Annotated in this window: 13 protein-coding genes and 2 tRNA genes; 12 read left to right on the forward strand and 3 right to left on the reverse strand. The window is 46.0% G+C overall.

Going from position 1 to position 20,072, the window contains the following annotated elements:
- Nucleotides 1–134: 134 nt before the first annotated feature.
- The 8 genes from secG to truB all read left to right on the forward strand — a co-directional run bounded on the left by secG (nucleotide 135) and on the right by truB (nucleotide 7,071).
- Nucleotides 135–473 carry a preprotein translocase subunit SecG gene (gene secG, locus RH86_RS07050; RefSeq protein ID WP_005593305.1) on the forward strand — a complete coding sequence of 113 codons (339 nt, stop codon included), beginning with the start codon at nucleotides 135–137 and terminating at the stop codon, nucleotides 471–473.
- Nucleotides 474–482: 9 nt separating this feature from the next.
- Nucleotides 483–566, forward strand: a tRNA-Leu gene (locus RH86_RS07055).
- Nucleotides 567–622: 56 nt separating this feature from the next.
- A tRNA-Met gene (locus tag RH86_RS07060) sits at nucleotides 623–699 on the forward strand.
- Between the two features lie 206 nt (nucleotides 700–905).
- Complete coding sequence (gene rimP / locus RH86_RS07065; RefSeq protein ID WP_005593304.1) at nucleotides 906–1,361, forward strand: ribosome maturation factor RimP; 456 nt, start codon at nucleotides 906–908, stop codon at nucleotides 1,359–1,361.
- Nucleotides 1,362–1,395: 34 nt separating this feature from the next.
- Complete coding sequence (gene nusA, locus RH86_RS07070) at nucleotides 1,396–2,883, forward strand: transcription termination factor NusA (RefSeq protein ID WP_005593303.1); 1,488 nt, start codon at nucleotides 1,396–1,398, stop codon at nucleotides 2,881–2,883.
- 21 nt (nucleotides 2,884–2,904) lie between these two features.
- Nucleotides 2,905–5,610, forward strand: a complete 2,706-nt coding sequence (gene infB / locus RH86_RS07075) for a translation initiation factor IF-2 (RefSeq protein ID WP_009733677.1) — start codon at nucleotides 2,905–2,907, stop codon at nucleotides 5,608–5,610.
- Nucleotides 5,611–5,722: 112 nt separating this feature from the next.
- Nucleotides 5,723–6,118: a 30S ribosome-binding factor RbfA gene (gene rbfA, locus RH86_RS07080; protein WP_005593301.1), complete on the forward strand. Its 396-nt coding sequence runs from the start codon at nucleotides 5,723–5,725 to the stop codon at nucleotides 6,116–6,118.
- Complete coding sequence (truB, locus tag RH86_RS07085) at nucleotides 6,118–7,071, forward strand: tRNA pseudouridine(55) synthase TruB (protein WP_005593299.1); 954 nt, start codon at nucleotides 6,118–6,120, stop codon at nucleotides 7,069–7,071. The genes rbfA and truB overlap by 1 nt, the downstream gene beginning before the upstream one ends.
- 146 nt (nucleotides 7,072–7,217) lie before the next feature.
- Here truB and RH86_RS07090 read toward each other — a convergent pair whose 3' ends face one another.
- The 3 genes from RH86_RS07090 to gltB all read right to left on the reverse strand — a co-directional run bounded on the left by RH86_RS07090 (nucleotide 7,218) and on the right by gltB (nucleotide 13,842).
- Nucleotides 7,218–7,652, reverse strand: coding sequence for a DUF1499 domain-containing protein (locus RH86_RS07090; RefSeq protein WP_009733678.1), 435 nt, complete (start codon nucleotides 7,650–7,652; stop codon nucleotides 7,218–7,220).
- Between the two features lie 173 nt (nucleotides 7,653–7,825).
- A complete protein-coding gene (locus RH86_RS07095) occupies nucleotides 7,826–9,295 on the reverse strand; it encodes a glutamate synthase subunit beta (protein WP_009733679.1) in 1,470 nt (489 codons plus the stop codon).
- Nucleotides 9,295–13,842: a glutamate synthase large subunit gene (gene gltB, locus RH86_RS07100; RefSeq protein ID WP_009733680.1), complete on the reverse strand. Its 4,548-nt coding sequence runs from the start codon at nucleotides 13,840–13,842 to the stop codon at nucleotides 9,295–9,297. Before gltB ends, RH86_RS07095 begins: the two co-directional genes overlap by 1 nt.
- A 531-nt stretch (nucleotides 13,843–14,373) precedes the next feature.
- Between gltB and RH86_RS07105 the strand changes: the two genes are divergently transcribed.
- The 4 genes from RH86_RS07105 (at nucleotide 14,374) to RH86_RS07120 (ending at nucleotide 20,048) form a co-directional block, all read left to right on the forward strand.
- On the forward strand, nucleotides 14,374–15,303 hold the full coding sequence (locus RH86_RS07105; RefSeq protein ID WP_009733681.1) for a TIGR01212 family radical SAM protein: 930 nt from the start codon (nucleotides 14,374–14,376) through the stop codon (nucleotides 15,301–15,303).
- A gap of 71 nt (nucleotides 15,304–15,374) precedes the next feature.
- Nucleotides 15,375–17,123: a GGDEF domain-containing protein gene (locus RH86_RS07110; RefSeq protein ID WP_009733682.1), complete on the forward strand. Its 1,749-nt coding sequence runs from the start codon at nucleotides 15,375–15,377 to the stop codon at nucleotides 17,121–17,123.
- Nucleotides 17,124–17,203: 80 nt separating this feature from the next.
- Nucleotides 17,204–19,549, forward strand: a complete 2,346-nt coding sequence (gene arcB, locus RH86_RS07115) for an aerobic respiration two-component sensor histidine kinase ArcB (RefSeq protein ID WP_009733683.1) — start codon at nucleotides 17,204–17,206, stop codon at nucleotides 19,547–19,549.
- 52 nt (nucleotides 19,550–19,601) lie between these two features.
- On the forward strand, nucleotides 19,602–20,048 hold the full coding sequence (locus tag RH86_RS07120) for a hypothetical protein (RefSeq protein ID WP_009733684.1): 447 nt from the start codon (nucleotides 19,602–19,604) through the stop codon (nucleotides 20,046–20,048).
- The last annotated feature ends 24 nt before the right edge of the window (nucleotides 20,049–20,072 follow it).

Below are 20,072 nucleotides of genomic sequence, written 5' to 3' on the forward strand. Positions count from 1 at the left end.
GTCAATTTTCTCTTGTCAGCCCTAGAAGGTTTCGCTAGTATTGCTCGGCCTTCAGTAAGGAGGTCGCTAGCCTTGTTCTGGAATTTAATTTTCGAACGTCGCTGGCCTAACAATTTGGAACATAGGTGGACAACATGTTTTCAGTTCTACTTGTGATTTACCTGTTGGCAGCGGTTGGTGTAATCGGCCTAGTGTTGATTCAACAAGGTAAAGGCGCAGATATGGGAGCCTCATTCGGTGCAGGCGCATCAAACACAGTGTTTGGCGCAAGCGGCTCAGGTAATTTCTTAACCCGAATGACTGCAGTTTTTGCAACAGTATTTTTTGTTATCAGCTTGGTGTTAGGTAATCTATCTACACACAAAACTGAATCTCAGTGGATTGACCCGACACAAGGTCAAGTTGTTGAGCAGGTAGCTGATGACGTAGCGAGTGATGTTCCAGCTCCTGTGAGCGAAGAAATCCCGCAATAAGCGATTAATGCCGAGATGGTGAAATTGGTAGACACGCTAGCATGAGGTGCTAGTGCCTATGGTGTGAGGGTTCGAGTCCCTCTCTCGGCACCATTGATTTACAAACTTGTAAATACTTTGTTTGAGCGTATAATGCTCAGCAAGTCGGACGCGGGGTGGAGCAGCTTGGTAGCTCGTCGGGCTCATAACCCGAAGGTCGTCGGTTCAAATCCGGCCCCCGCAACCAATCCTTTGATAAGGACGAGTTTGTGCAAAACAATGTATTTTGTTTTGCGAGTTAAGCAACTATTGTTTAACTCATCAGGGTCCAGCAATAAAAAACCCCGACTTTTTCGGGGTTTTTTGTTATCTAAATTCCTGTAAATGGATTTAGATCTTGCTTGGAATTTAAATTGGGCTCTATGCCCTTTTTTTGTTTCTGGAGTGGTTCAAATGACTGGTTTAGAAAGACAATTAACTGAAATGCTAGAAGCGCCAGTACAGGCGTCAGGATACGAGTTAGTTGGATTAGAATTTATTCGTGCAGGAGAGCACTCAACACTACGCATCTATATTGACCATGAAAATGGTATTTTTGTAGAAGATTGCGCAGAAGTTAGTCGCCAAGTAAGCGCTGTACTTGACGTAGAAGACCCTATTTCAGTGGCTTATAGTCTTGAAGTTTCATCTCCTGGTTTAGAAAGACCGCTATTCAAAGCGGCACACTATGAGCAATTTATTGGTCATGAAGTGAACATCGTTTTGAAGATGGCTGCGAATAACCGTCGTAAGTGGAAAGGTCAAATCCTTTCTATTGATGGCGAGACAGTCTCTGTTACTGTGGATGGTAATGAAGAGCAGTTTGCGTTAAGCAACATTTCCAAAGCTAACCTGATCCCTAAATTTTAGGTCCCTAAAAATTAAAGCTTAGAGGCTAATTAAAATGAGTAAAGAAATTTTAGCGGTAGCAGAGGCAGTATCGAACGAGAAAGGTGTACCTCGTGAACGTATTTTCGAAGCACTAGAAATCGCTCTAGCTACTTCTACTAAGAAAAAACGTGAAATCGAGATCGACGTTCGCGTTGCTATTGACCGTAAAACTGGCGAGTTTGAAACTTTCCGCCGTTGGTTGGTTGTTGAGGAAGTAGAATTCCCAACAAAAGAGATTTCACTAGAAGCTGCACAATACGATGATGAAACTGTTCAACTAGGCGACTTCATTGAAGACGAAATTGAATCAGTAACATTTGACCGTATTACGACGCAAACCGCGAAGCAAGTTATCGTACAAAAAGTACGTGAAGCTGAGCGTGCGCAAATCGTTGAGCAGTTCATCGATAACGAAGGCGACCTAGTAACAGGTGCGGTTAAGAAAGTTAACCGTGAAACCATCGTTCTAGATCTAGGCAACAACGCGGAAGCTGTTATCCTACGTGATGATCAACTTCCACGTGAAAACTTCCGTCCAGGCGACCGTATTCGTGGTCTACTGTACAAAGTTGCACCAGAAGCTCGTGGTTTCCAACTGTTCGTTACGCGTTCTAAACCAGAAATGCTAGCGGAACTGTTCCGCGTAGAAGTGCCAGAAATCGCTGAAGAAATCATCGAATTGAAAGGCGCAGCTCGTGATCCAGGTTCTCGTGCTAAGATCGCAGTGAAAACGAACGACCGTCGTATCGACCCTGTTGGTGCGTGTGTTGGTATGCGTGGTGCACGTGTACAAGCTGTTTCTGGCGAACTTGGTGGCGAGCGTATCGATATCGTGCTTTGGGATGATAACCCAGCGCAATTCGTTATCAACGCAATGGCTCCTGCAGACGTAGCGTCAATCATCGTTGATGAAGATGCTCACTCAATGGACATTGCTGTTGAAGCTGACAATCTAGCTCAAGCGATCGGCCGTAATGGTCAGAACGTACGTCTAGCATCTCAACTAACTGGTTGGGAACTGAATGTTATGACGGTTGAAGATCTACAGAAGAAACATGCTGAAGAATCTCAAGCGTCTATCGAAAACTTCATGAAGTACCTAGATCTTGAAGAAGACTTCGCTCAGCTACTCGTTGAAGAAGGTTTCTCTAGCCTAGAAGAGATCGCTTACGTACCAGTAAACGAACTGCTAGACATCGATGGTCTGAATGAAGAAATTATCGAAGAGCTACGCAACCGTGCTAAAGAAGCGTTAACCACGCTTGCTCTAGCAAAAGAAGAGACTTTTGATGGTCTTGAGCCAGCTGACGATCTACTAGGCCTGGAAGGTCTAGAGCGTGAAATGGCATTTAAATTGGCTGCTAAAGGTGTTGCAACACTTGAAGACCTAGCAGACCAAGGTATCGATGATCTAGAAGGTGTTGAAGGACTAACTGACGAGCGAGCTGGTGAACTAATCATGGCTGCACGTAATATTTGTTGGTTCGGAGACGAAGCATAATTTCAGCAAGGAGGTAGCGGAATGACACAACTTACAGTAAAAACTCTGGGTGAAGAGATTGGTACGCCAGTTGACCGCTTGATTGAACAACTTGCTGATGCTGGAATTAACAAATCAGGCAGCGATGCGATTTCAGAAGACGAGAAGCAACAGCTGCTTACTCATCTGAAAAAAGAACACGGCGATACATCAGGCGAATCAGCACCAACACGTTTAACGTTGCAACGTAAAACGCGTAGCACACTAAGCGTTAACGCTGGTGGCGGTAAGAGTAAAGATGTTCAAGTTGAAGTGCGCAAAAAGCGCACTTACGTAAAACGCAGCTCTATTGAAGATCAAGCAAGTCGTGAAGCTGAAGAAGCTGCAAAGCGAGAAGCGGAAGAGCTAGCGAAGCGTGAGGCTGAGGAACTAGCACAACGCGAAGCTGCAGAGAAAGCACAACGCGAGGCCGACGAGAAAGCGAAACGAGAAGCGGATGCAAAACGTGAAGCTGAAGAAAAGGCCCAACGCGTACAAGCTGATAAGGCTAAGAAAGACATGAATGCAAAAAATGCGGATGTAAATACGCAAGCTAAAAAAGAAGCTGACGAACTAAAACGTCGTCAGGAAGAAGAAGCTCAACGTAAAGCGGAACAAGAAGCAGCTAAGCTTGTTGAAGAAGCGCGTAAACTTGCTGAAGAAAACGGCGAGCGTTGGACTGAAGAAGAAAAGAAAAAGAAAGAGCTAGAGAACGCTGACTACCACCTAACGACATCAACTTACGCTCGTGAAGCGGAAGATGCTGCGGATCTTAAAGAAGAAGGTGCCTCTACTCGTCGTCGCAAGCAGAAGAAAATGTCTGCGAAGAGCGATTCACAAGAACGCGGTGGCCGTAACAACGCTCGCGGCGCTCGTGGTGCTCGCGGTGGTCGTGGCAAAATGGCTAAATCAAGCGCACTAACTCAAGCGTTTGACAAGACAGCTGCGGTTGCTAAAGCTGACGTTGTTATTGGCGAAACTATCGTTCTATCTGAACTTGCTAGCAAAATGTCGGTTAAAGCGACTGAAGTTATCAAAGCGATGATGAAGATGGGCGCAATGGCGACTATCAACCAAGTTATCGACCAAGAAACTGCACAGCTTGTAGCAGAAGAAATGGGTCACAAGGTTGTTCTACGTAAAGAGAACGAACTTGAAGAAGCAGTACTAAGCGATCGTGATAACAGCGCAGAAGCGGTTCCTCGTGCACCGGTTGTGACTATCATGGGTCACGTTGACCACGGTAAAACGTCAACACTTGACTACATTCGTCGTACTCACGTTGCATCAGGCGAAGCGGGCGGTATCACACAGCATATCGGTGCTTACCACGTTGAGACTGACAACGGTATGATTACCTTCCTTGATACTCCTGGACACGCAGCGTTTACTGCTATGCGTGCTCGTGGTGCTCAAGCGACAGATATCGTTGTACTTGTTGTAGCGGCAGACGATGGTGTTATGCCACAAACAGTAGAAGCGATTCAGCACGCGAAAGCAGCTGGCGTTCCACTGATTGTTGCAGTGAACAAGATCGATAAAGAAGGCGCAAACCCAGATAACGTTAAGAATGAGCTTGCTCAATATGACGTTATTCCTGAGGAATGGGGCGGTGAGAACATGTTCGTTCACATCTCTGCGAAAGAAGGTACCAACGTTGATGGTCTTCTAGAAGCAATCCTTCTTCAATCTGAAGTACTAGAACTGACTGCTGTTGCTGAAGGCATGGCATCAGGTGTGGTTGTTGAATCTCGCCTAGATAAAGGTCGTGGTCCAGTAGCGACGGTTCTTGTTCAGTCAGGTACTCTAAACAAAGGCGATATCGTTCTTTGTGGTCAAGAGTACGGCCGTGTACGTGCAATGCGCGATGAACTAGGTAAAGAAATTACTTCAGCTGGTCCGTCTATTCCTGTAGAGATCCTAGGTCTTTCAGGTGTGCCGTCATCAGGTGATGAAGCGACTGTAGTTCGTGATGAGCGTAAAGCTCGTGAAGTTGCAAACTACCGTGCTGGTAAGTTCCGTGAAGTGAAACTTGCTCGTCAGCAAAAATCTAAACTAGAAAACATGTTCGCGAACATGGCTGCTGGTGAAGTTGCTGAGCTAAACGTAGTACTGAAAGCAGACGTACAAGGTTCTGTAGAAGCAATTGCTGACTCTCTACTGAAATTGTCTACTGATGAAGTGAAAGTAAACATCGTAGGTTCTGGTGTTGGTGGTATTACTGAAACGGATGCTGTTCTAGCTGAAGCTTCAAACGCTATCATCCTTGGCTTTAACGTTCGTGCTGATACTTCTGCGCGTCGTGCTATCGAATCTGCAAGCGTTGACCTACGTTACTACTCAATCATTTACCAATTGATTGACGAAGTTAAACAAGCAATGAGCGGTATGCTTGCTCCAGAATTCAAGCAAGAGATCATTGGTCTTGCTGAAGTTCGTGACGTATTTAAGTCACCTAAACTGGGCGCAATCGCTGGTTGTATGGTTACTGAAGGTCTAATTAAGCGTAACAACCCAATCCGCGTACTGCGTGATAACGTTGTAATCTACGAAGGTGAACTAGAGTCACTTCGTCGCTTTAAAGATGACGTTCAAGAAGTTAAAAATGGTTACGAGTGTGGTATCGGCGTTAAGAACTACAACGATGTTCGCGTAGGCGACCAAATCGAAGTATTCGAAATCATCGAAATCAAACGTACACTAGATTAATAGACTAAAATTACTTAATACCTTGAAAGGTAATTAGTAATTGGTTGTTGAATACACCATGGGGGGCTGGGATAACCATCCCCCCATTCTTTCTATTTAAGAGAAATATTTTATGGCAAAAGAATTTAGCCGCACGCAGCGCGTATCACAACAGCTGCAAAAAGAATTGGCGATGATCCTACAGCGCGAAGTGCGTGATTCTCGTTTGGGTATGGTTACCATCTCAGATGTTGAAGTATCACGTGACCTTGCGTACACAAAAGTATTCGTTACTTTCCTATGTGTCGGTGAGCAAACGCCTGAGTCGTGCCTTGCGGCACTACGTGAGCACGAAGTTCATATCCGTATGATGCTTGGCAAGCGTATTCGTCTACGTCTAACTCCAGAAATCCGTTTCTACTACGACAACACTTTGGTTGAAGGTATGCGTATGTCTAACCTTGTAAGTGAAGTGATCAGTAACGATAAGAAGAAGCAAAAAGATTCTGGTCGTGAGGACGAAGAGTAATGGCTCGCCGTCGCAAAGGTCGTCCAATTGATGGCGTTATCCTATTGGATAAGCCAACGGGTATTTCTTCAAACGATGCGCTACAAAAAGTTAAGCGTATCTATTTTGCTGAAAAAGCCGGTCATACTGGCGCTCTAGATCCACTTGCAACTGGCATGCTGCCAATTTGCTTGGGTGAAGCGACCAAGTTTTCACAGTTCTTACTTGATTCAGATAAGCGCTACCGTGTGATCGCCAAACTAGGTGAACGTACAAACACCTCCGATTCTGATGGTGAAGTGGTAGAAACGCGTCCAATCGATGTTGATATGGCAAAGCTTGAAGCTTGCATTGAGACATTCCGTGGCGAATCGGATCAAGTACCTTCGATGTTCTCGGCACTGAAATACCAAGGCAAGCCTTTGTACGAATATGCTCGAGCAGGTATCGAAGTCCCTCGTGAATCGCGCAAAATCACCGTGTATGAAATCGTGCTGCACCGCTTTGAAGGCGATGAAGTAGAGATGGAAGTGCATTGCTCAAAAGGCACCTACATCCGCACAATCGTGGATGATCTTGGTGAACTACTTGGCTGTGGCGCTCATGTGACGATGCTTCGTCGTACCGCAGTTGCTAAGTATCCGTATGAGAGAATGGTGACTCTTGAGCAGTTAAACGAACTGCTTGAACAAGCTCACCGTGAAGAGATTGCGCCACGCGAACTGCTTGATCCGTTGCTAATGCCAATGGACAGCGCTGTGGAAGATCTACCAGAGGTGAACATGAATGCTGAGTTGACCGATTTGGTTCAACACGGCATGCCAGTTCAAGTCTCTGGTGCGCCTGCAGAAGGTACGGTGCGAATGACCAGTGGTGAAGAGAAACTTTTCATCGGTGTCGCGCAAATCGACGACAGAGGCCGTGTTGCGCCTAAGCGTTTGGTCGTGTTCCGTGAGCAGGTTGAAGCTGAATAATCAGTAAGACGCAGTGAAAACAATGCAAAAGCCACGATCGATATCGTGGCTTTTTTGTTTTGCAGCATAATCAAATGCGGCCAAAATTTTCTCGCTTCTCGCTTCTCGCTTCTCGCTTCTCGCTTCTCGCTTCTCGCTTCTCGCTTTTATTCTACCCCAAGCAAACCGGCGTCATTAAGATAGTTTCTTAGCTGTTCAGCACGCTTACGGTTGACGCCAAAGTCTGAATAACCCACGCGTGACTCAGAACGGACCATCAGTTGGCCATCTTTAATCTGTATCTCTAAATCATCGACAAAACGCATAATTTTGCTGGTGCACTCAATGCGTAAGTAATCGCCATCAGTCACCGCTGTTTTCGCTCCTGGTAGCTTCAAAGCTACTTGTTCAACTTGAGCAAGGGTTACGCCTGCTTTTAGTGGGTAGGGGGCAATGTGGAACTTCTCACGCTGATCTAAGGTCGATACACAGTTGGGTTTATCACCACAAGCTTGGTTTATTTTATTTTTCATGGTTGTTCCTCCATGGCTACAACCTGCCACGACTAAACTGCTAACAAATAGGAATACGATTTTTTTCATGTTATTTGTCTTTGAATTCATGAGTGTTTCAGTGTAGCAGAGTACGGTAAATAGGCGAAAACGATCAATATTGCCTAATCAAATTAGCGCATAAAAAAGACCAGCACGAGGCTGGTCAAAGGTATAGATTGAAGGAACTGATTGGCGAGAGCGTAAGCTCCCGCCGAGTTGCATTAAGCAGAAAGCATTAATGAATTCGCTTTCGCTTCTAGGTTTGAGTTACCCATTAGGTGGTTATCAATGGCAATCGCACATTCGCGACCTTCATTGATACAACGTACGACCAAAGATTGGCCTGTGCGCATATCACCTGCCGCAAAAACGCCTTTCTGACTCGTTGCAAAACCATCGGTGGCTACATTGCCGCGTTCATCAAGCTTAATGTCAAGCTGCGCTAGCACACCGGTTGGTTCTGGGTGTAAAAAGCCCATGGCTAAGAAAGCCATATCGCAAGGAATGACACGCTCAGAATTTGCCACTTCTTCAAAACCAGGGCGCTCGCCAGGCTTCGCATCTTGCCACACGATATCGGCAATGCGTAAACCTGTGACTTCACCTTTATCGTTGCCAATAAATTCTTTGGTCAGGATGTTCCAATGACGCTCACAACCTTCTTCATGTGAAGTGGTAGTTTTCATGATCATTGGGAACTGAGGCCAAGGCATGTTAGCAGGGCGTTTTTCTGGTGGGATCGGCATGATCTCAACCTGAGTAACGCTGGCTGCTTTATGACGGTTAGAAGTACCGACACAGTCAGAACCGGTATCACCACCACCGATAACCACAACGTGCTTATCTTTAGCGTGGATTTCTTCACCCTTTAGATCCATGTCGTTGGCACGGCGATTGTTTTGACCAAGGAAGTCCATCGCGAAATGCACCCCTTTTAGTTCACGTCCTGGGACGGGAAGGTCACGAGGAACGGTTGAACCACCAGTCAAAAGAACCACATCGAACTCTTGGCGTAACTGCTGTGCATTAACGTCAACACCAATGTGTTGGTTAACTTTGAACTCAATGCCCGCATCCGCCATTAGGTTGATTTTACGATCAATGACGTCCATACCCAGTTTGAAATCAGGGATTCCGAAACGCAGTAGGCCACCGACTTTTTCATCACGCTCAAATACCGTTACGCAATGGCCAGCACTATTAAGCTGTTCTGCCGCCGCTAGGCCTGCAGGGCCTGAGCCAATGATCGCGACTGTCTTACCCGTGCGAACACGCGGTTTTTTCGGCTTAGCGTAACCTTCACGGTAGGCGGTTTCGACGATGGTTTTTTCGATATTACAGATGGTGATTGGATCTTGGTTAATACCAAGAACACACGCACTTTCACAAGGTGCAGGACAAACACGACCGGTAAATTCAGGGAAGTTGTTGGTTGAACTTAGAATATTCCAAGCCTCTTCCCAGCTATCACGGTAAACCGCATCATTAAATTCAGGAATGATGTTACCGATAGGGCAACCGTTATGACAAAACGGCACACCACAGTCCATACAACGAGAAGCCTGAGTGTTAATTTTGTCACCAAACTCTTCGTTAAGAACGAACTCTTTGTTGTCTTCAATTCGCACTGAAGGGTCGAGCTTCTTTGGAAGCTCGCGACCATGCTCTAAAAATCCAGTAGGCTTACCCATTATACTGCCTCCACTTCTTCCGTTTGTGCTTGCTCTGCTTCCGCTTTACGCTTAAGAAGCACCGCTTTGTAATCACGCGGCATTACCTTAACCAAAGAGGCTAGGCTTGCTTCAAAGTTGTCTAGGAAAGATTGAGCAACTTCACTTCCTGTGAATTCGACATGCTTAGTTAGCATATCCAGTAGAAGATCTTTATCTTCTTGCTCGATAGGATCTAGGTCGACCAGTTCAGGGTTTAGCTTGGTTTCGAAGTCACCTGCTTTATCCCAAACATAAGCCACACCACCACTCATACCTGCCGCAAAGTTACGACCTGTTGAGCCAAGAATGATTGCTACGCCACCAGTCATGTATTCACAACCGTGGTCGCCCACACCTTCAACGACGACGTTTGCGCCTGAGTTACGTACACAGAAACGCTCACCAGCCATACCGCGGATGAACGATTCACCCGAAGTTGCACCGTAGAAACAAACGTTACCTACCACGATATTATCTTCAGCGACGATGGTCGATTTCGCATCAGGGTACAGAACTAGCGTACCGCCAGAGAGACCTTTACCCCAGTAGTCGTTGGCATCGCCTTCAACTTCAAACTTGACACCTTTAGCCAGGAAAGCACCGAAAGACTGACCCGCAGAACCGTAGAACTTCACATTCATTGGTTGAGGTAGACCTTGGTCCTTGTACACTTTCGAAATTTCATTCGATAGCATCGTACCTGCTGAACGGTCAGTGTTGATGATAGGGAATTCGGCCGTAACCGCTTCACCTTTCTCAAGCGCTGGAAGGGCCGCTTGAATCAACTGACGGTCTAACACGTTTTCTAGGTTATGGTTTTGTACTGTCTGGTTATAAACACCATCTTCGGCACGTGCTGGCTCAATGTGCAGCACAGGCGATAGATCGAGGTTCTTATATTTCCAGTGGCCAATGTCATCACGAACTTTCAGTTTCTGTGACTGACCGACCATCTCATCAATAGAGCGGAAACCAAGTTCTGCCATCACTTCACGTAGACCTTCAGCCATGTATTGGAAGAAGGTAACCACGTCTTCTACGCGACCATCAAAGCGCTCACGCAGAGTTTTGTTTTGGGTTGCGATACCAACAGGACAGGTGTTTTTATGACACTTACGCATCATGATACAACCTTCAACCACAAGCGCTGCGGTTGCTACGCCCCATTCTTCAGCACCCAGAAGTGTTGCAACAGCAAGGTCACGAGGTGTTTTCATCTGACCGTCTGATTGAACAACGATACGGTTACGTAGACCATTCTTTAGCAGCGTTTGGTGTGTTTCCGCCAAACCAAGCTCCCAAGGAAGACCTGTATGACGAATCGAAGACATTGGAGATGCCCCGGTACCACCATCGAAACCAGCAATCAGTACTACGTCAGCTTTGGCTTTTGCAACACCTGAAGCAATCGTACCAACACCCGCTTCTGATACTAGTTTGACGTTCACGCGACCTGCGCGGTTAGCATTCTTCAAATCGTAGATTAGCTGAGCCAAATCTTCGATTGAGTAGATATCATGGTGTGGTGGTGGCGAGATCAGACCCACCCCTGGAGTTGAGTGACGTGTTGCGCCGATCCAATCATCGACTTTATCACCCGGTAGCTGACCACCTTCACCTGGTTTCGCACCTTGAGCCATTTTAATTTGTAGCTCATCAGCATTCGTCAGGTAGTAGGAGGTCACGCCGAAACGGCCTGATGCTACTTGTTTGATTGCTGAACGTTCCCAGTCACCGTTTTCTTTACGCTCAAAACGAACCGGATCTTCACCGCCTTCGCCTGAGTTTGATTTTGCGCCGATGCGGTTCATTGCTACCGCAAGAGTTGAGTGGGCTTCATGCGAAATCGAACCAAACGACATTGCACCCGTTGCAAAGCGTTTTAGGATGTTTTCAATCGGTTCTACTTCTTCCAGTGGGATTGAACCCGCTGGGTTTTTGATGAAATCAAGTTGGCTACGCAGTGTCGCTGCATTGTCGCCTTGATCATCAACCGCTTTGGCGTATTGCTTAAACTGAGCGTAGTCTTTGTTACGCGTCGATTCTTGCAGTAGTGAAATGGTTTCAGGGTTAAACAGGTGTTTTTCGCCACGCTGTTTCCACTGGTAGACACCACCGACATCCAAAACTTGGACTGGGATTTCACGCATTGGGTAACCCACGCGGTGACGAACCAAAACTTCTTTGGCGATGTCATCGATCGTCAAGCCTTCAATACGCGTTACTGTACCGGTGAAGTACTTATCAACCACAGATTTGCTAATACCAAGCGCTTCGAAAATCTGTGCGCCGTGATAAGACTGTAGGGTTGAAATACCCATCTTCGAGAAGATTTTCAGTAGACCGCCGTTAACCCCTTTACGGTAGTTATCGAAGTACTCTTTAGCTGAAATGGTAGGATCAAGTTTCTTAGTGCGTTGCAGCTCAACAATGGTTTCAATCACAAGGTATGGGTTAACGGCATTCGCGCCGTAACCGACCAGTGTTGCAAAGTGATGCGTTTCACGTGCGTCACCAGTTTCAACCACGATGTCACACTTAGCACGTAATCCCTTACGGATTAGGTGATGGTGAACTGCGCCGACAGCCAGCATGGCAGGAATCGCTGCGTGGTTAGAGTTAACCGCACGGTCCGTTAGCAAGATGATGGAGTAACCATCAACCACCGCGTCTTCAGCGTACTGACAGATTCGTTTTAGCGCGCGCTCAAGCTTGCCTTCGTCTTCACTGGCTTGGAATACGATATCCAATGTCTTCGCTTGCAAGTGCTCGTTATCAATGGCGCGCAGTTTTTCTAACTCAGAGTTAGAGAGAACTGGAGATTCAAGCTCAACTTTCTGACAGTGCTGCGGGGTTTCTGCTAGCAGGTTCTGATCTTTACCTAAGTAAGTGTTCAGAGACATCACCATACGCTCACGAATCGGGTCGATTGGTGGGTTGGTTACCTGAGCAAATAACTGCTTAAAGTAGTTAGAAAGGTGCTGAGATTGGTGTGAAAGAATCGCTAGAGGCCAGTCGGCACCCATTGCCGAAAGTGGCTCGTAGCCTGTTTTCGCAAGAGGCAGAATGATCTCATTCACTTCTTCAGAGCTCACACCGAATGCTTGCTGCTTGTGTAGCAGTTTTTCTGGCGATGGCTGGCTAAATTCATTGCTCGCGTCAGGCAGCTTCTTCAGGCTCAGTAGATTTTCTTCAACCCATTTTTCATATGGCTGTGAGTTTGCGATACCGTCTTTCACTTCTTCATCAGAAATGATACGGCCTTGCTCAAGGTCAGCAACGAATATACGGCCTGGTTGTAGACGGCCACGGAACTCAACGTTCTCAGGAGCAATATCTACGACACCAGACTCTGATGCCATCACAAGGAAATCATCTTTAGTGACTGTGTAGCGAGAAGGGCGTAGACCGTTACGGTCAAGCGTCGCACCAACTTGCACACCATCGGTGAAACAGACTGATGCAGGGCCATCCCATGGTTCCATTACATTGGCATGGTATTGATAAAATGCACGACGTGTTGGATCCATGTTTTTGTTTTCTTGCCATGCTTCTGGGATCATCATCATCAATGCATGTGGCAGGCTACGACCAGAAAGAACTAGGAGCTCAAGTGCCATATCAAAGTTAGATGAATCCGAGCTACCTTCCTGACAGATAGGCAGTAGCATGTCGATTTCTGCTTGGGTAAACAGATCCGATTCGATGATCGCTTCACGAGCCTTCATCCAGTTCAAGTTACCGCGTACAGTGTTGATTTCACCGTTGTGGGCAATGTAACGGAAAGGCTGCGCTAGGCGCCAGCGAGGGAAGGTGTTGGTTGAGAAGCGTGAGTGAACCAGCGCTAATGCCGTTACCATGGTCGGGTTTTGTAAATCCAAGAAGTATTGAGGTACTTGCTCTGTGGTTAACTGGCCTTTGTAGACAAGCGTTTTGTACGACATTGAGTTGATGTAAAAGTCATCACCAATGTTCGATATGCTTTCTAAACAAACACGTACGGTGTAGTTACGCAGTACATAAAGCTTACGCTCAAGCTCTTCAGGTGTCACACCTGGGCCACCAGTAACAAATACATGTTCGAATTGAGGTTCAGTGCTGAGTGGATCTGCACCAATCATTGAGTTGTCGGTTGGCAACACGCGGTAGCCAATCACTTCAAGATCTAAACGTTTAGCATTACGTTCTAAAATGTCACGACATTGCTCGCGTTTGTGTTGGTCTTTCGGGAAAAGAACCACACCAACGCCGTACTTTTCAAAAGAAGGTAGCTTGATGCCAAGCTTAACCGCTTCTTCTAACAGAAATTCATGAGGCTTCTGAAGTAGAATACCTGCGCCATCACCACTGCATGGATCGCAGCCTTGGCCGCCACGGTGTTCCATACGTGCCAGCATATCAAGAGCTTGAGTAACAACTTCGTGAGATTTACGGTTTTTTAGGTGAGCGACAAAACCGATACCACAAGCGTCGTGCTCCAGTTCAGGAGTATACAGACCTTGTGCGCTCTGCTCTCTATCTACCATAGATACATCCTTCCAATCTAATTTGGACGCACTTCTATTAAGCGAACTTAATCGCACGTCACTTCCTTTTATAATTTGATTCGCACCTGAACGAGGTTGTTCAAGTTTGATTCCCTTCTTCTTCTCACAGGAAAAATGTTGCGAGAAAGACAATCCTTGGTGATATCCAATTTACTGCATCACTAAAGTAGTGATTTATATAGGTGGGATCTGTCTATCACCGATTTTCTTGCAGTTAGTTTTTTAATTGGCTTACGCCGAGCAAGTAAAACCTGTAAGTATCCTACAATTTACTAGGCCTAAAAATCAATCAAAACTCCGCACTGTTGCGCAGTTTTTTCGCGCAATAAATAGATTTTATGTTTGTTTTTTGACTAATTCTTAGTGTGAAGCACGTGTTTCTGCATGTTTATTGATTTGTGATAGGGATCAAATTAATAAATATGGTTAGATCGCAGGTGCTAAAAAAAGGTTTCAAAGGTGTAATCAAATTACACTAAACAGAATGATAATCATTAGTATTTAAATAAGATGCAATTACACGAATTAGTTAATACCATCGGCCAAGATCTTCAGCGCCGCTATGGTGAAAAAGTCCATAAGCTCACCCTTCATGGCGGCTTTAGCTGTCCAAATCGAGATGGCACCATAGGTAAAGGTGGCTGCACATTTTGCAATGTGGCTTCTTTTGCTGATGAGCAGACGCAAGTTAAAACTATTGTCGAGCAATTAACTGATCGCGCCGGTGAAATTAGCCGTGCCAAAAAATACCTCGCTTATTTCCAAGCCTACACCAGTACCTACGGTGAAGTGCAAGTGCTGAAGAATATGTATGAAGAGGCTTTAAAGGCGGCGGATATCGTTGGCTTGTGTGTGGGGACTCGTCCTGACTGCGTGCCGGATGCTGTGTTGGATCTTTTGTCTGGTTACGTGGAACAAGGTTATGAAATCTGGCTTGAGTTGGGCTTGCAAACCGCAAACAACCAAACTTTAAAGCATATTAACCGAGGCCATGATTTTGAATGCTATGCAGAAATCACTCAGCGAGCACGCGCCCTTGGCATTAAAGTATGTACTCACTTGATTGTCGGCTTACCAAAAGAAACCCGTGATGATAACGTGCAAACGTTAGAGAAAGTATTAGCGGTGGGAACGGACGGAATCAAGCTGCATGGGCTACATATTGTTGAAGGCAGCACCATGGCGAAAGCATGGCGAGCAGGGCGATTAGAAGCGCCAGAGCTGGAAGAATATGTCGCGATTGCCAGTGAAATGATCCGCATGACACCTCCGGAAGTGGTCTTTCATCGTGTCTCTTCCGCAGCTCGTCGTCCAACGTTGCTGTCGCCACTATGGTGTGAGAATCGTTGGCTCGCAATGACTGAGATCGGTCGTGCATTAAATCGCGACGGTGCTCAAGGTTCATTACTCGAGCGACCTTTCCACTACGTTAAACCTTGATTATCCGAGACTAAGTGCACATAAGCTGGTATCTTTTAGCGCGTTAAACTCGTTTAGAAAGATAGAGGGTTATGATAGAACAGACCATCGAACAGCTATCCAGTACATTTCATCTCCATGGATTTGAAGTGCTGATCGTGATGATTGTGTTCGCGTTGATAGCTCGCCTCTATTTTCGTTTTAATCAGCAATTAAAAACGTTAATTCAAGATGCGCCCACGCCACTGCTGTTAGTGGATGCTAAGTCGGGCGCGTTACTGCTTTCCAATGCGTTTGCCACCCAAGTGCTGGGAGTTAGACGTGTTGGTCGCTCCTATTTATTACCTGAACTTTTATCTTCAGCTTTTATTCTCAAGCTCATCAAGCAATTCTCCGGTAGTGGCTTTGCTGGCTATCAACTCGACTGGGCTGTCTCTGCTAGCAAAACCATCAAAGTGGAAATTACTGGGCGTCAAACCCGTTACCGTGGTCGTATGGTGTGGTTATTGTATGTCACACCTTATAAATCCAGTGCCGTTGAAGTGATGGCTGAGATGCAGTCGCTGACGATGGTAAAAAGTGCCTTTGATAGCTTGTCTGAACTTATCTTTATCAAAAAACAAGATGACTCGGTGGTGAGTAACCGCGCTTTTGATCGTTTCTGGGGGGAGCGCGCTGAAGAAGGCTATCGAGCGATCGGCGGTATGATGAAAGGGCGAGCGTCGAACCGTCGTTGGACGGTTGACCCACAAGGGCGCAGCTGTTTGTTAGAAAGCCACCAAAGTATCTTAATGTCGGATCAAGGCAAGCCATTAGGTATGCTTGGTATCAGCCATGACGTGACCGATTGGCATAACATGCAGCAGAATCTACGTGATGAAATGGAAAAGCGTAAAGATACTGAAGTGGCATTGGCTCAACGCGATACGATTTTACAAAATATTCTAGAATCTAGTCCGGACTCTATCGGTATCTTTAATGAGAATATGGTTTACCAAGCGTGTAATAAGCCGTTTGTAAAAGGTCTGGGTATTTCTGACGTCAATGATTTGATCGGCAAGCGCTTACAAGATGTGATTGCTGATGATGTGTATGGCCGTCTATCGGAAAGTGATCAAAAAGTGCTAAGCGAAGGCATTTCGTTGCGCTACATCGACCAGGTATTCCACAGCAATGGCGAGATCACTTGGTACGATGTAGTGAAATCCCCATTTCGCGATCCAGCCTCGGGCACGAACGGCGTATTGGTAATGGCGCGTGATGTCTCAGAGCGTTACTTAGCGGAACAAAAATTAGAGGCAGTGAACCAAGAGCTTGAGCGTTTGAGTTTTATTGATGGCTTAACGCAAATCTCTAACCGTCGACGTTTTGATGAGCAATTGGATACTCTGTGGCATTTGCACGTCCGTGAAAAACAGCCATTAACAGTAATGATGTGTGACATCGATGACTTCAAAGGTTACAACGATCATTATGGTCACCAAAAAGGCGATGAAGCCCTGATTGCGGTGGCGCAATCTTTTCGTCGTGTGGCTTCGCGCTCTAGTGATTGTGTTGCTCGTTATGGTGGCGAGGAGTTCGGTTTTATCTTGCCAAATACCACTGCAGAAGGCGCTGAATTGCTGGCACAGCGCATCCATGCTGAAGTGGAAAGGTTGGCGATCCCGCACCAAAACTCACGAGTAGCATCGCATATTACGGTCAGTATCGGTCTTATTTCGCTCACACCTCATCCTCAAGATGATGCCGAATCAATGGTGGCACTGGCTGATAGTGCGCTCTATCAAGCCAAAGCCAATGGCCGTAATCAAACTTGTGTACATCACACATCCGAAAATTAAGCTCCGCGAGCCAATGGAATCTTTAGCCGATTTCAGGCAAAACAGGTAAGATCTAGTTAAGATTGTCGCCGGAGCGCTGAATGAATACCATCAAAAACCTTGCCCAGTATTATGTTGATTTGTTAGTCAAACTGGGCATTTTGCGTTTCTCTATTTTACTTGCACTTGCCCTCGTCGCATTGGCTGTCGTGGTGCAGGTTGGCATTACCTTAGTGTTGAGTGGTCATGTCGATGATATCGATATTGTTCGTTCGGTCTTCTTTGGTTTACTCATCACGCCTTGGGCTGTCTATTTTCTCTCGGTGGTGGTTGATCAATTGGAAGAATCACGTCAGCGTTTATCAAAAGTGGTCTCAAAACTAAAAGATATGCGTTCTCGAGATCAAGAGTTAAATAATCAACTGCAACACAATATCACCCAGTTAAATCAAGAGATTGAAGAGCGTCAAAAAGCCGAAGAGGCACGTGAAGAAGCGATGAAAGATCTCGAGAATGAAGTCTATCAACGTGAGCGTACCCAAGTTGAATTGGCGGAGCGTACGGCACTGTTGCGTTCTTTCATTGATGCATCACCAGACTTAATCTATTACCGTAACGCGGAAGGGGTTTTCTCCGGTTGTAACCGAGCTCTAGAAGAATTGACAGGGATGAAAGAGTCACAGTTAGTGGGCTTGACGCCGTGGGATGTGTACAGCAAAGAAGATGCCCAACACATTGTTGAAACAGATGAAGCGGTCTTTAAGAACAATCAAGCACTCACTTATGAGCAGTGGTTGGAATACCCAGATGGGCATAAAAATTACTTTGAGTTACGTAAAGTTCCCTTCTACAGCAAAGATGGTCGTCACTTAGGCTTGGTCGGTTTTGGTCGTGATATTACCGAGCGCAAGCGTCATCAAGAGTCGTTAGAAAAAGCCAGTCGTGATAAGACGACGTTTATCTCCACCATTAGCCATGAATTACGCACGCCGCTGAATGGTATTGTTGGTTTGAGTCGTATGTTACTCGATACCCCAATGACGGATGTACAGCGTAAACACATGCAAACCATCAATGTCAGTGCAGTGACGCTAGGCAGTATCTTTAACGATATTATCGATATGGATAAGTTTGATCGCCGCAAACTGGAGCTGTACCCAGCCCCACTTAATTTTGATGAGTTTATCGTTGAAATTGAAAGTATTGCAGCGCTGATGGCTGAGCAAAAAGGCTTACGCTTTGACTTGGAAAGATTGAGTGACCTGCCTGTAGCGATCAATGTGGATGCCACCCGCTTGCGCCAAGTGCTGTGGAACTTAATCAGCAATGCGATGAAGTTTACCAAAGAAGGCGGCGTGGTGCTGTCTGTCAGTGCGGATTGCGATGAAGATTTTGCACATCTGACTTTAGAAGTTGAAGACTCGGGCGTGGGTATTCCAGAGCAAGAGCTATCTAAGATCTTCGCCATGTACTATCAGGTAAAATCAGGCAAAGATAATCTTCATGCGGTGGGAACCGGTATCGGTCTGGCAGTATCAAAACAACTGATCAAGAAGATGGATGGTGATATTTCGGTCAGCAGCGAAGAAGGCTTTGGTAGTACTTTCACGGTAACCCTTCGAGTGCCGTTAGCCAGCAGTGATGAAATCAAAGTGGTGGATGTTGAGCCTGCTCAGCATCAACTAAATATCTTTATGGTCGAAGACATTGAACTGAACATTACGGTCGCGCGCTCATTGTTGGAAAGCATGGGCCACAGTGTGACGGTGGCAATGACAGGACAAGAAGCGATCGATAACTTTGACCCTGATTTGTATGATCTGGTGTTCTTGGATATTCAGTTGCCAGATATGACCGGTTTCGATGTTGCTGCCTACTATCGTGATAATTACGACACCGTGCCCCCGCTGGTGGCGCTGACTGCTAACGTACTTAAGAACAAAGAAGAATATTACGAGAAGGGCATGGATGAAGCGATAAGCAAGCCATTGTCTGTCTCGGCGGTCCAAGAGGTGATTGCGATGATGACTCCAGAGTTTGAAAACCCTGCACCATTAGTCACGGCAGTGGTTGAAAAGCCGCCTGTTAACGATGAGGTTTATCAGCGTTTGCTCGATCTTGAAATGTTGGATTCTTACATCGGCATTGTTGGAACCAAGCCGGTTTTAGAAAGCGTCGCTATGTTTGAAGATATGATGCCGGATTATATTGAGCTGCTTGACTCGAATATGACCGCCAAAGATCAAGATGGCATTGTTTCTGAAGCGCACAAAATCAAAGGAGCGGCAGGCTCTATTGGCTTGAAGCATATCCAGAAAGTCGCACAAAAAGCGCAATCACCGGAGCACCCAACCTGGTGGCAAAATATTGATGACTGGGTTGAAGAAATAAAGAACGAGTATCAGAATGATATTCAAATACTCAAACAGTGGTTAAGTGAACGTTGAGTGGTAAGTAAGACACCATCGCTGCTGTGATCATAAAACTGAAGGTGAACAAATGAAAAAAATAGCTGTAATTTCGTTGGGCATGGCTTTGTTAGCTGGGTGCTCTTCACCGCAAGTTGGTTGGGATCAAGACAATCAAATCGAGATAAATCAGGCAAAAGTTCATTTAACCAGTAGTCTTTGGCTGAATAAAATGCCGACCATTGGTGAGATGCAAGAGCAAGCATTGCATGGTGCGCTAGTTTTGGAAACGAGTACCACTTTGCCCGCCGATCTTGATGTGGAAAGCATTTCTTTGCGTCAAGATGACGAAACGTGGTTGATTGATGGTGATTTACTTGAGCTACGTAGTCACAGCGAAAACCAGTGGGAAGTGTCATTCGTATGGCAATTCGCTTTTAACCCTGAACAGCCGGTTGATGTAGCCGTAATGCTTAACAGTGGTGAGCATGTTGAATGGTTGGTTGAGAAAGGGGTTGTAATCGACACCGTTTACTAGCATTGAATAAAGTCGTCTGTACGG

This window comes from Vibrio sp. N418, assembly GCF_000222565.1.
Classification (GTDB): Bacteria; Pseudomonadota; Gammaproteobacteria; order Enterobacterales; family Vibrionaceae; genus Vibrio; species Vibrio scophthalmi.